Origin of the sequence: Pseudogracilibacillus sp. SO30301A (genome assembly GCF_037072025.1) — a bacterium.
In the GTDB taxonomy this organism is placed as follows: Bacteria; Bacillota; Bacilli; order Bacillales; family Amphibacillaceae; genus Pseudogracilibacillus.
Genome location: NZ_JAXHDD010000034.1, coordinates 1 through 14,651, shown reverse-complemented (window position 1 = coordinate 14,651; position 14,651 = coordinate 1). Strand labels below are relative to the sequence as shown.

Here is a 14,651-nt window from a genome sequence, read left to right as displayed (position 1 = left end):
ATGAACTTATTTGAGAATTTAAAGTAGATTCTGGGACAGTTCACCATGTTTTTATAAAATGGGTTGTATATTGATGATTTACTCTACGTAACATTGCAAAAACTAGATACATATTTTTGCAATGTAAAATGCATAGACATTTTTTTATTTGACATGAAACCTCTATGAATATGATTCCTGGTTCATGGTCACAGTAAGATTCATCAAACTTTATTTCAAAGCAACATATGTCTATCATATTAAACAAAATAGTGTATAATTGTCTATACAGTTATACATATAAAAGTAGTGAAATAGATTGGTAACGCTATCATGTAAAGTTGGCATAGAAATTGCATATATATGAGCAAAGAATTATTTTTAGGGAGGATTATGTAAATGAGTTATGAGTTTGTACATGTATCTTATGAAAAAAATCTTGCTTTGGTGGAGATTGACTCGCCGCCAGCCAATGCTTTATCTTCAAATTGTATTAGAGAATTAAGAGCGATTGTATCAGAACTAGATCAGAATGAAGATGTATTTGCAGTCATTATTACTGGACATGGACGTTTTTTTGTAGCTGGAGCTGATATTAAAGAATTTATCCCAGCGATGGGTGATAAACAAAAAGGGCTTGATATGGCAGAAGCTGGTCAGGCGTTATGTGACGAGATTGAAAACATGCGAAAACCTGTTATCGCTGCTGTAAATGGACCTGCTTTAGGTGGAGGGTTAGAATTAGCAATGGCTTGTCATATTAGACTCGCCGCAAAAGAAGCAATTTTTGGATTGCCGGAATTAAATCTTGGTCTAATTCCAGCTTTCGGTGGAACCCAAAGATTAAGCCGCTTAACTAGCTTAGATCATGCGTTACATATGATTCTCACTAGTGAGCATGTATCGGCAGAAGAAGCAAAATCAATCGGATTAGTAAGAGAAGTAGTGGAGAAAGATCTTGTAAAAAGAGCAAAAGAGCTTGCGCTTTCTTATGTAGAAAAAAATAGTACGGAAACCGTTTCACGTGCCGTCGAAGCAGTCGTAAAAGGATATAAAGAACCACTTAAAACCGGCTTAAAAAGAGAACAGGAATTTTTCGGTGAATTGTTTCTAACCGAAGATGCGAAAGAAGGGGTCGAAGCATTTAGTGAAAAACGTTCCCCTAATTTTAAACATTCATAAAAGAGGAGCGAAAGCAATGGAGGATGTAGTAAGTGTTATTCATGAAAATGGAATCGGACAAATTACATTAAATCGTCCTAAAGCATTAAATTCATTAAATACAAGTATGTTAATGAAGATAAAAGAAACGTTAACAGCTTGGCGAAACGATGATCGAGTGGTTGTAATCTTACTAGATGGAGCGGGTGAAAAAGGCTTTTGTGCTGGCGGCGATATTAAGATGTTATATGCTGCAAAAGATAGTGAAGCAAAAAAATTAGAAGCATTAACTTTTTTCGAGGTGGAATACAATGTAGATTTAATGGTTGCTGAATATCCTAAGCCAATTGTAGCCATTTTAGATGGGATTGTTATGGGTGGTGGAGTTGGTCTTTCCTATGGTGCGAGCCATCGAATTATTACCGAAAAAACAAAATGGGCAATGCCCGAGATGAATATTGGTTTTTTCCCTGATGTTGGTGCAGCCTACTTTTTAAATCAAACACCGGGATATATAGGGCGTTATTTAGCGTTAACATCAGAAGTAATTGCGAAAGAGGATATTTTATATAGTCGTGCTGCGGACCATTATATTGAAACAGCTAATTTAACGGAATTCATGGAGGCATTTTTACAAGGTGATTGGAAAGCTAATAATATAAACGATTCTATTACTACTTTTATCCAAGATTTTGAGTCTTCCTTAGCAATGGAAAAAAGTAATTTAGCAAGGTTCAAGGAGAAAATTGATCAACATTTTAGTTATGAAACGGTTGAAGCAATTATTGCTTCATTATCTAGGGATTCAGATACATTTAGTGTACAGATAAAAGAGACAATTTTAAGTAAGTCGCCAACCTCTGTTAAAGTAACTCTTCAACAACTAATTAGAGGAGAAGGCGAGTCATTAAAAACTTGTTTAGCCACTGATAAAATAATAGCGAAACGATTTTTATCCCACGATGATTTTTATGAAGGTGTTCGTTCCGTTATTATTGATAAAGATCAGAATCCACAGTATCAATATCACAAATTATCCGATGTAACCGATCAATTAGTGGAATCGTTTTTTCAAAAATAAATAGCCATGACTATTCTAATACCTCTTGCATGAAAGTGTGTTTATTATTTTAACAGAAAAAGAAACCGCTTCTCTTTGCTTTATTAAGAATGAAGAAGCGATTATTCCATCGATTAATATGAACGCAGGTCCGTATCGGGGTTCGATAAAGAAGACTAGAGTTCAGGAAGCCTTGCCTTTAGGCTAATGGAATGTGTAGTTGGATTTATGCTGGAAGAAGGTTTTATACTTTCTTATTTGCTAAACGAAAGGTGAAGAGGATGTTTAGACAGCCAGAAGTAAAACGTTGGATGAAGGACAATAATCTTTCTATCAATGAAAAATTAACGGTAAGAAATGCAATTCATTTACTAATAGAAGAAGACTTGGATGAAGTCCCGATTACTAAAAACAATAGAATTATTGGTGTCCTTCAACTAAAACATTATTTTCAGGCATTAAAAAATGGTAAGTTTTCTGAAACTGATGTTGTAACGATGTGGATGAGTCATTCCTTTCACACGATAAACTATCAAGCAACTATGGATAAAATAGATCAAACACCTGTTTATGTCATTGATGATGAGCAACGAATGTTAGGGGTTATTGACAATCAGGTTCTACACGCTTATTATCAACAAAAGCAAGAAGAAAATATCGCTTTAGAAGAAACAATCAGATGGTATGAATTAAGTTTTGATACAGCATATGAAGGTCTTACGGTAGTGGATAAAAATGGAATCATTCGGATTTTTAATGAGGCATATAGTCGATATGTAGGAGTATCCCGTGAAGATGCCATTGGCCGAAAAGTAGATACTGTTATTGAAGGAACACGATTACCAGTCGTACTAAAAACAGGAGTTCCTGAAAGAAGCCAGGCACATCGGTTACAAGGGCATCATCTAGTTGTACACCGTTTACCTATTTGGAAAGATAATGAGGTTATCGGGGCAGTAGGAATTCTTTTATATGAAGGAGTATCCGAAATTTATCAAGTCATTGAACGGATGGAACAATTAGACCGTGGAATAAAATATGTGCAACAGAAACTTGACACGACTACTGAAACACGGATTGAGGATAAGGTACGCTTTGAAGATATTTTAGGTGATAGCCCGATTATCTCGCGTACAAAACAGTTAGCAATCCGAGCAAGCCAAACAAAAGCAACCGTATTAATTAGTGGGGAAAGTGGTGTTGGCAAAGAGCAATTTGCGAATGCTATACACGATATGGGTATTACAAGCGATGGGAAATTTGTCAGTGTTAACTGTGCGGCAATACCTGAAAACTTGATCGAATCAGAGCTATTTGGATATGAAGATGGGGCTTTTACTGGCGCAAAACCAGGTGGAAAAATTGGTAAATTTGAACTTGCTAATGGAGGAACCTTATTTTTGGATGAGATTGGTGAAATGTCTTTACCAATCCAAGCGAAAATTTTACGAGTATTACAAGAAAGAAAGGTACAACGAATTGGTGGGGATGATACGATCCCTATTGATATTCGCATTATTGCAGCAACAAATAAAAACTTGAAACAAATGGTAACAGAAGGAGATTTTAGAGAGGATTTATATTATCGTTTATATGTCATTCCTATTGATATCCCACCATTAAGGGAGCGAAAGGAGGATATTCCACTAATGGTTGCTCATAAGCTTCGATCATTATCCAAGCAGTATAATATGAAAGAGAAAACAATTGACAAAACATTTTTGAGTAAATTTCACCAATATGATTGGCCGGGGAATGTTAGAGAATTAATGAATGTTTTAGAAAGATTATTTATTTTGTCTGACGATCAACATATTTTATTTGCAACATATGAGAATATACTATTTCCAGAAAATGAAGTAATGCCCCCTGATTTAGTAACTCCATACCAAAACCGAAATAAGAAGATAAAAGATTCGCTCATAGAGGATGAGAAGCGAGTTATTTTAACGGCATTGGAAAAAACGAATGGAAACAAATCAGAGGCTGCTAAACTGTTAAATATTTCGCGAGCAACTTTATATAATAAACTAACTAAATTGAAACTTAATTGACGAAAAATTGTTTATACAACTAGACGATTATAGACACTTTCAACGAAGTATTTCTTTAGTGAACAATAGAAAGAAGTGGTGCTCCGCTTTTTGTTTAAGCTGATGAAAGTTGGCACGTAACATGCATAGATAATGTAGGTAAATGACCTTTGAGAGGAGATACCTTATGAGTAGAGCAAGTTTATTTCCAGTAAGTTCCGTATCTAACAAATATTTTGGTCCGGAACATTTTACGGAGGAAGAATTATTAATTAAGAAAACGGTGGAACAAATTGTTCAAGATAAAGTCATTCATCAACTTGATTCCATGGAAGCCTATGAATACGATATAGTAAAAAGTCTCTTACAAGAAGTAGGAGAACTTGGTTTATTAGGAGTAGATGTTCCGGAAGAATTTGGAGGACTCGATTTAGGTAAAAAAGTTGCTGGTCTTATTTTAGAAGAAATGGGGTATGGTAGTAGCTTTGGTGTATCCTTTAATATTCATACTGGTGTCGGAATGGCTCCATATGTTTATTTTGGTTCACAGAAGCAAAAAGAAACCTATCTCCCAAAACTGACTACGGGGGAGTGGATAGGAGCTTATGCGTTAACAGAACCAAATGCTGGATCAGATGCGTTAGCAACTAGCACTACTGCTAAGCTTTCCGATGACAATTCTATGTATATTTTAAATGGAGAAAAACAATGGATCTCCAATGCACATATTGCAAAGGTGTATGTTGTTTTTGCTCGAACAGTAGAAGGAATGACGGCGTTTATCGTGGAAAGGGATATGCCAGGAGTCACTATTGGTTCTGAAGAACAGAAATTAGGAATCAAAGGGGCATCTACTGCGACATTAATTTTGGAAAATGTTTTCGTACCAAAAGAAAATATTTTAGGAGAACGGGGCAAAGGACATTATATTGCGCTTAATATATTAAATTTAGCACGTTTAAAATTGGCTTTTTCTAATATAGGTTCAGGAAAACAAGCGTTTGAAACAGCTATTAAATATGGAAAAGAGAGAAAACAATTTCAAAGAGAGATTGTTCAATTTACGATGATACAAGAAAAGATTGCGGATATGGCCCTAGCTATTTATCGTTCGGAAAGCTCTAGTTATTATACAGCTTGCTTGATCGATGAAGAAAATCTCAGTAATGAAAATATATATTCGCTTTTACCAAACTATGCAATAGATTGTGCAATTAATAAAGTAGATGCTTCGGAAATGCTAGATTTTGTTGTAGATGAATCACTACAAATTCATGGCGGATATGGTTATATGGAAGAATATCCAATTGAAAGAATGTATCGAGATGCACGAATTAATCGTATTTTCGAAGGGACCAATGAAATCAATCGATTGACCATTAGTCGAAATTTTGTAAAATGGTATAGAAAAGATGATAGAATCGTACAATTTAAAGGAATATCAACAGATGGACAAAATAGCGAATGTTATGTGGATGCTGCTCATAAACTATTGCAAACGTCTATGAAAGCGCTTGCTAATAGTGAGGTGGTAGATATAAATGCTATCGAAGATGAACAAGAGATATTAAGAATCATAGCAGATATGGTACGAGAATTGTATGTAATGAAGACTTGCTTGATACGATTAATGCACGCTAAGAAGAAAGCAATTCAAGAAGTCATGAATGAGGTTATTTGTAACGAGAGTTATCGATATATGGAGGAATTAGCCACCAGCCTTGGAACAAGAGTGATTGCTTCAGACCAAGAGAAAAAAGCTTTCGTAAAAAAACTTCGTAATACGGATGTACCGTATCATATGGATACGATAGCATTAAAAAGAAAAATTGCAAACTACATGATTGACCAAGATGGGTATCAAATTTAAGAATTGGAGGGAGAAAAATGGAACGAATTGGCTTTATTGGTTTGGGGAATATGGGCATGCCGATGGTAAAAAATTTATTACAGGATGGGTATGTCGTAACCGGATTTGATATTAATGAAAAATCTATGAAAACCTTTGCAAACATAGGCGGAAAAAGGGCTTCCAAGCCAAAAGAGGTTGCGCAGGAAAGTGATGTTTTATTTACAAGTTTACCGTCTGAAAAGGCAGTTGAAGAGATTTATTTTGGTAAGGGCGGATTATTTTGTGAAAAGACGCAGACTATTTTAATTGATACAAGTACTGTTTCACCGGAATTAAACCAAAAATTAAAAAAAACTGCCGATACATTAAACATAGGTTATTTAGCGGCACCAGTTAGCGGTGGTGTGATTGGAGCTGAAAAAAGAACGTTGACATTTATGATCGGAGGTTCAAAAGCTCTAACCAATAAAGTTACACCGCTCTTAAAGAGACTAGGAGAAAATATTTTCCATGTTGGAGAACAAATCGATAGTGGAACGACTGTGAAACTGATAAATAACTTATTTATCGGGTTCTATACAGCTGCGGTAGCCGAATCTTTACACATTGCTAATAAACAAAATATCGATTTAGATCGTCTGTTTGATATGTTAAATGTTAGTTACGGGCAAAGTCGAATCTATGACCGGAATTATAATACATTTATTGCAAAGGGAAATTATGAGCCTGGGTTCACATTGAATTTACTGTTAAAAGATTTAAATTTTGCTTTAGATTTAGCTAATAAACATCAGTTGGCCTTACCTATTAGCAAAAATTTACTAGCATTATACGAAGAGGCTTCAAAAGATGGGTATGGAGAAAAAGATATGGCAGTATTGTATGAGCGAGTAAAGGATCATTCAAATAAAAAAAGTGAGGTATAAAAAATGACAAAAGTTCAAGTAATGAAAAATTTTATCGGTGACCGGTGGGTGGATGCAAGTACAGACACGATGGAGGAAATTCCCAATCCAGCAACAGGTGAAATAATTGCGCAAGTGCCGATTTCGGCTAAAGAAGATCTTGACCGAGCAGTGCAGGCAGCGAAAGAAGCATTTACAGAATGGTCAAAAGTATCTGTTCCCAATCGAACAAGATATTTATTTACGTATTTACAGTTGTTAAAAGATAATAAGGAAGAATTGGCAAAGATTATTACATTAGAAAATGGAAAATCATTAAATGATGCTCGTGGTGAGGTGCAACGTGGAGTCGAAGTTGTTGAACTCGCCACTTCGACTCCAAACTTAATGATGGGAGATGCACTACCTGAAATAGCCACGGGTATTGATGGTTCTATATGGCGTTATCCTTTGGGAGTAGTTGGAGGTATTACTCCATTTAACTTCCCAATGATGGTTCCATTATGGATGTACCCATTAGCCATTGCATGTGGGAATACCTTTGTGTTAAAAACTTCTGAACGGACACCAGTATTAGCGCAAAAGTTAGTAGATTTATTTTATGAATCTGGGTTCCCTAAAGGCGTACTGAATCTTGTCCACGGTGGAAAAGATGTTGTTAATGGCTTATTGGAACATAAAGATGTAGAAGCAATTTCATTTGTTGGTTCAGAACCAGTGGCAAGACATGTCTATCAAACGGGTACTGCAAACGGAAAAAGAGTGCAAGCATTAGCGGGAGCGAAAAACCATGCAGTCGTGATGCCGGACTGTCAAATCGATAAAACAGTTGAAGGAGTAATTGGAGCTGCATTTGGTAGTAGTGGAGAGCGTTGTATGGCATGTTCCGTTGTTGCTGTTGTGGAATCAGTGGCGGATGAATTTATGGAGAAATTAGTTGCAGAAACGAAAAAACTAACCGTTGGAGACGGGATGGACGAAAATAATTTTGTTGGCCCGTTAATTCGAAAATCTCATAAAGAACGTGTTCTTGGCTATATAGAAAGTGGTGTTTCAGAGGGAGCAAAATTACTAGTCGATGGACGCGAACTGAAGGAAGATGTACCATCAGGTTATTATGTTGGGGCGACAATTTTTGATCACGTAGATACAGAAATGAAGATTTGGCAAGACGAAATTTTTGCCCCTGTACTTAGTATTGTTCGAGTGAAAGATTTAGAGGAAGGAATTAAAGTAACCAATCAATCTAAATTTGCAAACGGGGCAGTAATTTACACAGAAAGCGGAAAAAATGCCCAGAAGTTCCGTAATGAAATTGATGCTGGCATGGTAGGGGTGAATGTAAATGTTCCAGCACCTATGGCATTCTTCGCTTTTGCGGGGAATAAAGCATCTTTTTATGGGGATTTGGGAACGAACGGAAAAGACGGTGTGCAATTTTACACGAGAAAGAAAGTTGTAACAGAACGCTGGTTTAAATAGGGACAATTAAATAAACGAAGGGGATTTCTCCTTCGTTTGTTTTATATAAATCTTAAAAAGTACGAGGAGGATGAATGAATATGAAACGCGATGAATTATTGGCGCCTGAACAGTATAATATGATTCAGGAAGTGGAGCAATTTACTTCAGATCCAAACAAACTAGCAATTATTTGGGAAAATGAAGCCGGAGAAATAAAAGAAATGACGTATCAACGTTTAATAAAAAATGCCAACAGAATTGGTAACGCATTTAAAAATTGTGGTTTGAAAAAAGGGGATGCCATTTTAATCATGGTTCCGCGTTTAATTGAAGCGTATGCTGTATATATTGCGGCTTTAAAAAATGGATTAGTTGTTTCACCAAGTTCAGAATTATTACGGAAGAATGATATAGAATATCGGTTAGAACATGGAGATATGAAGGCGGTTGTTTCTTATTTCCCTTATAGAGAACAATTTGATGGAGTCAAAGGGTATGATCAACTTACGAAATTTATCGTAGGAGGAGAAGCGGAAGGGTGGCATTCTTTATCCGCACTAATGTCAGAACAATCGGATGAATTAGAATTTACTACAACGAATAAAAATGATCTGGCCTTTTTATCGTATACATCTGGTACGACCGGAAATCCAAAAGGGGTAGTCCATACGCACGGTTGGGCCTATACACATTTACGTTTAGCTGCAAAGCAATGGTTGTCCATTGAGGAAAATGACCGTGTTTGGGCAACTGCAGGTCCAGGCTGGCAAAAATGGATCTGGAGTCCGTTTTTAGCAACCTTAGGCTTAGGTGCAACAGGTTTTGCTTATCATGGAAAATTCGAACCAAATCGTTATTTAGAAAAACTAGAGAAATATAAGATCAATGTTTTATGTTGTACACCAACTGAATACCGCTTAATGGCAAAAGTGGATAACCTTGATCAATACGATTTAAGTTATTTACATAGTGCTGTGTCAGCAGGAGAACCATTAAATCGAGAAGTAATTGACATATTTTTAAACCATTTTGATGTTACAGTAAGAGATGGATATGGGCAAACAGAAAATAGTCTTATCGTAGGTGTAAAAAAAGAAATGAAAATCCGCCCGGGTTCTATGGGAAAACCAATGTTACCTGGTTTAATTGAAATTATTGATGAAGAGGGAAAGATAGCAGATGCCGGCGAAGTAGGGGATATTGCCATTCATAAAGACATGCCTTCTTTATTTAAAGAATATTATAAAGAACCTGAGCGAACGAAGGCGCAATTTAGAGGCGATTTCTATGTAACTGGAGATAAGGCGAAAAAAGATGAGGATGGATATTTCTGGTTCGAAGGCAGATCCGATGATATTATTATTAGTTCTGGATATACAATAGGTCCGTTTGAAGTCGAAGATGCTTTAGTGAAACATCCTTCCGTAAAGGAATGTGCGGTTGTAGCAAGTCCAGACGAAGTAAGAGGAAACATTGTGAAGGCATATGTAATTTTGAAAGATAATGTAAAACAAAAGAATGAAGAGTTAGTTACGGAGTTGCAAGAACATGTAAAGAGAATTACAGCACCGTATAAATATCCGCGAAAAATCAAATTCGTGGAGGAATTACCTAAAACAATTTCCGGGAAAATTAGGCGAATCGAATTACGTCAAAAAGAACCTAGCAATTAATATTTTGTTCAAATCTTTGTTAATAACTTCATTGCTTTTCAAAAAAGGGTATCTACGTCCATATACTTTAGTAATGGAAAGGATGAATTCCCTTACCCACTGTTTATTCAGTGGACTCACCTCCTTAGGTTGAGCCCTAAGGAGGTTTTTATGATGTTTACGAACATTAGTGGAATTTAGTGGGAATTGAAATTTTTTCCAACGATAAATTAGATGATCGATAAAAACAATGTGAATTCCGAAGTCAATGGTTCATTCACACTGTCTTTATTGGTTTTTATAATACAAATGAAAACACATTTAATAAATAACGCACGTAGTTTTTCATGAAATCAGAGTAATTATGTTTATGTTTGTATGTGCAATGGAAATCAGGAAAGGTCAGGATTGACGAGGGTTGATGACCTGTGTGGCTGAAAGTTGACCGCTAATTGTGATGGCAAGAGACTTTTTCATTATCCACAGATCAAGGACCTCGTTACAAGGTTTTGTTCTTTATTTACCTATTAATGATTGTTAACAAAAATTTCTTTTTTGAGTATTGTTCTCAGAAACTTTGAATTACCATTTCTAAAAATTTACTATAGGCACTAGTTATAAAGGCATCTTTTCTTCGTATAAACACTGTTTTAACGGTTGAGTATTTCTCTGGGATCTCATGATAATATAGCTGGTTATCCATTTTATGGTGGCTGACAAGTGACTTTGTAGTTATAGAAACCCCTAGTCCGGCTTTTACACACCCGATAATTGCTTCTAATGTTCCGAACTCCATAATTTTTAAGGGAACAATGCCCTCATCATGAAGCCATTGTTCCAGACGTTTTCTGTGAATGCAATGGGGGCGTGTTAGCAATGTCCGTTTTTTTAAATCCGTTAAGAAAGTGAATGGAGCTTGCAGACTGTCTGTTATAACAACGAGTTCCTCCTTTAGTATTGGTGTTTGAATAATGTCAGGATGTTTAACAGGCCCTACCACAAACGCTCCATCCAGTTTGTAATCAAGAACGTCACTGATAAGGTCTTCTGTTTCACCAATGTTTAGGGACAATTCTACATCGGGATAGAGTTCATTGTAAGAAACCAAAACAGCAGGTAATCTAACGGATGCTGTTGTCTCATTTGCACCTATAGATAGTGGACCACGAGGGGTTTCAGAATCTTGGATGGCTTTTTTGGTTTCTTCCATTAAGTTTAAAATTTTGTCTGTATACGATAAAAGCAGTTTTCCCTTTGAGGTTAACGAGACGCCCCGCGGATGTCTGTAAAACAGTACAGTTTGCAGTTCTGATTCTAATTTTTTTACTCTCCCTGTAACATTCGATTGAACATAATTTAATTGTTCAGCAGTCTTTGTGACGTTTCCTTCATAAGCTAAAGTTTTAAAGATAACCAAATCCTTTATGTCCATCCTACTCTCTCCTTATCATTTAAAATGATCGATTCAATCTTATTTAATCATTTTTAATATAAGTCTAAAGGTATTATGATGAATAGTAAATAGAAGATATTTTTTTCTTCTTAAAAACTTTTAGGAAAGTATCTATATCAAAGAAAAGGAGTGAATCAATCTGAAAGATTTTCGTCGTTTGCGAGCGAGGTTGTCTGAGGAAGAAAGTGATTTATTTACAAGTGGCCAATCTTTTTTGTGGAAAATGGCCTTAGATAATTTAGAGATGCAGTTAAGTGACACACCAATGGATTCTGATTCAAGTGGAAACAACGAATCAATACAAATTTCGATCCTTAATGATTGGCAAGAAATGAAAGGTAAGTTGACGATGATTGAAGAAGAGTACAGGAAATTTAGCGAAATAGTTGATATGTGGATTCATTTGAAAAAGCTAATTGGGCAATTAAATATTGAGAATCACCAAATAGTTCCTTGGATTATTAGGCAAAAAAGGGGCAATAGATTATTGGGTTTAACAAAGCGAGCATTGTTGTGGCAGGAAATAGAAGATTTTATACAAAGCATGGATAGGCTTCAATTGTTGCTAAATTCCACTCCAGACCAATGAACAGAGAAATAACAATATTAACACGTTGGAGGAGTCTAATGGATTTCGAACCAAACTCAGAATAAAATGATTGGATTATGCGAATTCAACAATTCCTTGTAAAAAAATGATCTGGAAAACGCAATTAAAAGTGAATCTGAACGTTTGCCATGGCATATTCGCAACTTGCTGGACAGGAAAACCTAATAGGACTAGATGTACCGAAAGAAGATGGTGGACACGGGGTATCTGATTTAACTATGGGACATATTTACGAAGTGTGTGGACGATTTGGATTAAATACAAGAGAACTTTTTGGTGCGGGGCATGGCAGACTAATTGCGAACTATGGAACTAAAGAACAAAAAGAAAAGTATCTTCCACCACTCATGAAGGGTGAGATTCTAATCGGAGCAGGTTTGACTGAACCTACTGGTTTTTACTGGTCATCTTGGCAACTTGAACTGCTTTTCTAATGGGTATAGCAGCCCTTAGTCATCAAAAAGCTAGGGATTTTTTTATGCACCGCTACTAAGAATAAATATATGAATGGTCTTACTATCTCCAATTTTATGCTATAATCGATGGTAATTTACAAATGTTATTTCACCATGATGATGCAATATTAGCTATGAATTATTTGATAAAGAACTCCTTAAATGTTGTTTGAGCAATTTAATAAAAAAACGAGAGCATTTGGGAGATATTTTAATTATATAGAGGGAGGAAAAAATGTGAGCAACTTATCCATTGAAAAGCAAAGGGAAATTTCGGCAACAACCGAGACAGTATGGAACGTACTTACTAATCCTGAATTCATCAAACAATGGTTAGGGGTAACAGTTAAAACGGATTGGAGTGTAGGTAGTCCAATTACTTTCTCATTCACATGGGACGGTAAATAATATGAAGACAAAGGTCACGTCCTTGATTATGAATCACAGAGCGTGTTCTCATATGATTACTGGAGTGGCTTTTCAGGCACACCTGACAGTCCAGAAAACTACTCAACCATAGAGTTTACCCTTATTAACAACGGTGAACAGACAATACTGAGATTAAAACATAGCAACTTTTCTACTCCAACGATGTATGAGCATTCGGATAAAAACTGGGAAGAAACTTTAGATGTTATTAAAAGGTTAGCAGAGGAATGTAAAAGCTAAATAGAGGGGCGATCGCCCTTTTTTTATTTCCGCCATTACATCATCTCATATCAATAATCTTTCCTTACTAATAGTGAGTAGCACTTCACATGAGAGAGAAACGGAATAAGGAATATAAAAAGCTCAGTTTCCCTTTAAAGTATAGGGGAATTGGGATTTTTTAATTTCTGGTTACAACTATGTAATCCTAAAAAATGAATATTTATCAGAAGGTGGTAAAACATACAGGTAAATATAAATATAAAGCTTGAGGAGTGATCAAATGACAACAGGACATATACCGATAACGTCATCCGAGCTTGCAACCCTTTGGACTATTTATCAAAAAAAGACCATGATGGTAAGAGTGATTGAATTTTTTTTATCAAATAATCAAGATGCAGAGGCTATCGAAATATTGCAAACATTTTACGAAGGTGAAAGTAATTTTGTTAATGAACTAAGGAATATTTTTACACAAGAAGGGGCAGTAGTTCCAATTGGGTTTACAGAAAACGATGTAAACCTTAATGCACCACAATTGTTTGACGATATTTTTGAGGTCATGTATTTACGTACGATGATGAAAGTTGCTACAGGTTTACATGCATTACATATGTCGATGAGTTACCGGAAAGACATCATGGATTTATACAAAAGGTGCTCAGCATTTGCGGAGGATATCTGTGAAAAAACGACACAGTTTTTGCTAAGCAAGGGTGTACTTCCAAAATCCCCAGCTGTCACCTTGCCCAACCAGGTTAAATTTGCTGAGTCAAAGAGTTATCGAACAGGACTTAAAATGACGGGTCACAGGAGATCATTAAATACAGTTGAAGTGGCTTATGTATACCAAGCGATTGAATCGAATGTAGACGGAATGAAATTAATGACAGGCTTTGCTCAAGTAGCTAAGAAAAAAGATATTCGGAAACACTTCTTCCGAGGTAAAGAGTTGTCTAAAACAATCATTACAAAATCCAGCGAAATATTATTAGACAGTGATATTAATCCTCCGTCCACACCAGCAGGAAGGGTTACAGATTCAACAATATCGCCTTTTTCAGATAAGCTTATGATGTATAATACGTCCTTACTGACCAGCTTTGGTTTTGGAAGCGGTGCTATAGGTACGACTTTCAATCTAAGGAATGACTTGACTCTAAAAATGATACCAATTGCTAAAGATATTTTGGACTATTCACATGATGGAGGAAACCTCATGATTGAACATGGGTTATTGGAAGAACCACCTCAAATGGAGGATAGAACCCAATTATCAAAAGGACAGAGTAAATAAAGACAAAGATTGGGCAATGCTGAATTACGTTGCCCATCTTTTGCCGTAAAAAAGTTATGACCAAAAGAATCATTTGGAC

The 14,651-nt window shown here is 35.9% G+C and carries 11 protein-coding genes and 1 pseudogene; 11 read left to right on the top strand and 1 reads right to left on the bottom strand.

The genetic code is table 11. The features are described 5' to 3' along the window. Nucleotides 1-378: 378 nt before the first annotated feature. The 7 genes from SPD89_RS15175 to mbcS all read left to right on the top strand — a co-directional run bounded on the left by SPD89_RS15175 (nt 379) and on the right by mbcS (nt 10,127). Nucleotides 379-1,161, top strand: coding sequence for an enoyl-CoA hydratase-related protein (locus tag SPD89_RS15175; protein WP_336262794.1), 783 nt, complete (start codon nt 379-381; stop codon nt 1,159-1,161). 16 nt (nt 1,162-1,177) lie between these two features. Beyond that, entirely contained in the window at nt 1,178-2,221 is a 1,044-nt protein-coding gene (locus SPD89_RS15170) for an enoyl-CoA hydratase/isomerase family protein (RefSeq protein ID WP_336262793.1), read from the top strand. Nucleotides 2,222-2,481: 260 nt separating this feature from the next. Continuing rightward, nucleotides 2,482-4,254: a sigma 54-interacting transcriptional regulator gene (locus SPD89_RS15165; RefSeq protein ID WP_336262792.1), complete on the top strand. Its 1,773-nt coding sequence runs from the start codon at nt 2,482-2,484 to the stop codon at nt 4,252-4,254. A gap of 166 nt (nt 4,255-4,420) precedes the next feature. Further along, nucleotides 4,421-6,103: an acyl-CoA dehydrogenase family protein gene (locus tag SPD89_RS15160; protein ID WP_336262791.1), complete on the top strand. Its 1,683-nt coding sequence runs from the start codon at nt 4,421-4,423 to the stop codon at nt 6,101-6,103. A 17-nt stretch (nt 6,104-6,120) separates the two neighbouring features. After that, complete coding sequence (locus SPD89_RS15155; RefSeq protein ID WP_336262790.1) at nt 6,121-7,011, top strand: NAD(P)-dependent oxidoreductase; 891 nt, start codon at nt 6,121-6,123, stop codon at nt 7,009-7,011. Nucleotides 7,012-7,014: 3 nt separating this feature from the next. Continuing rightward, nucleotides 7,015-8,472, top strand: coding sequence for a CoA-acylating methylmalonate-semialdehyde dehydrogenase (locus SPD89_RS15150; protein WP_336262789.1), 1,458 nt, complete (start codon nt 7,015-7,017; stop codon nt 8,470-8,472). A gap of 80 nt (nt 8,473-8,552) precedes the next feature. Further along, nucleotides 8,553-10,127 carry an acyl-CoA synthetase MbcS gene (gene mbcS, locus SPD89_RS15145; protein WP_336262832.1) on the top strand — a complete coding sequence of 525 codons (1,575 nt, stop codon included), beginning with the start codon at nt 8,553-8,555 and terminating at the stop codon, nt 10,125-10,127. Nucleotides 10,128-10,674: 547 nt separating this feature from the next. Here mbcS and SPD89_RS15140 read toward each other — a convergent pair. After that, the gene (locus SPD89_RS15140) at nt 10,675-11,538 is read right to left on the bottom strand and encodes a LysR family transcriptional regulator (RefSeq protein WP_336262788.1); all 864 of its coding nucleotides are present in this window, start codon (nt 11,536-11,538) and stop codon (nt 10,675-10,677) included. A 190-nt stretch (nt 11,539-11,728) separates the two neighbouring features. On the opposite strand from SPD89_RS15140, the gene SPD89_RS15135 reads away from it, so the two are divergent. From SPD89_RS15135 to SPD89_RS15120, 4 genes and pseudogenes are all read left to right on the top strand, one after another. Beyond that, the gene (locus tag SPD89_RS15135; protein WP_336262787.1) at nt 11,729-12,148 is read left to right on the top strand and encodes a hypothetical protein; all 420 of its coding nucleotides are present in this window, start codon (nt 11,729-11,731) and stop codon (nt 12,146-12,148) included. 149 nt (nt 12,149-12,297) lie between these two features. Continuing rightward, nucleotides 12,298-12,603, top strand: coding sequence for an acyl-CoA dehydrogenase family protein (locus tag SPD89_RS15130; RefSeq protein ID WP_336262786.1), 306 nt, complete (start codon nt 12,298-12,300; stop codon nt 12,601-12,603). Nucleotides 12,604-12,786: 183 nt separating this feature from the next. Then, nucleotides 12,787-13,293 (top strand): annotated as a pseudogene (locus SPD89_RS15125) (SRPBCC family protein). Nucleotides 13,294-13,555: 262 nt separating this feature from the next. Next, nucleotides 13,556-14,572 (top strand): DUF3231 family protein, encoded by a 1,017-nt coding sequence (locus SPD89_RS15120; protein WP_336262785.1) that lies wholly within the window; start codon nt 13,556-13,558, stop codon nt 14,570-14,572. Nucleotides 14,573-14,651 lie beyond the last annotated feature (79 nt).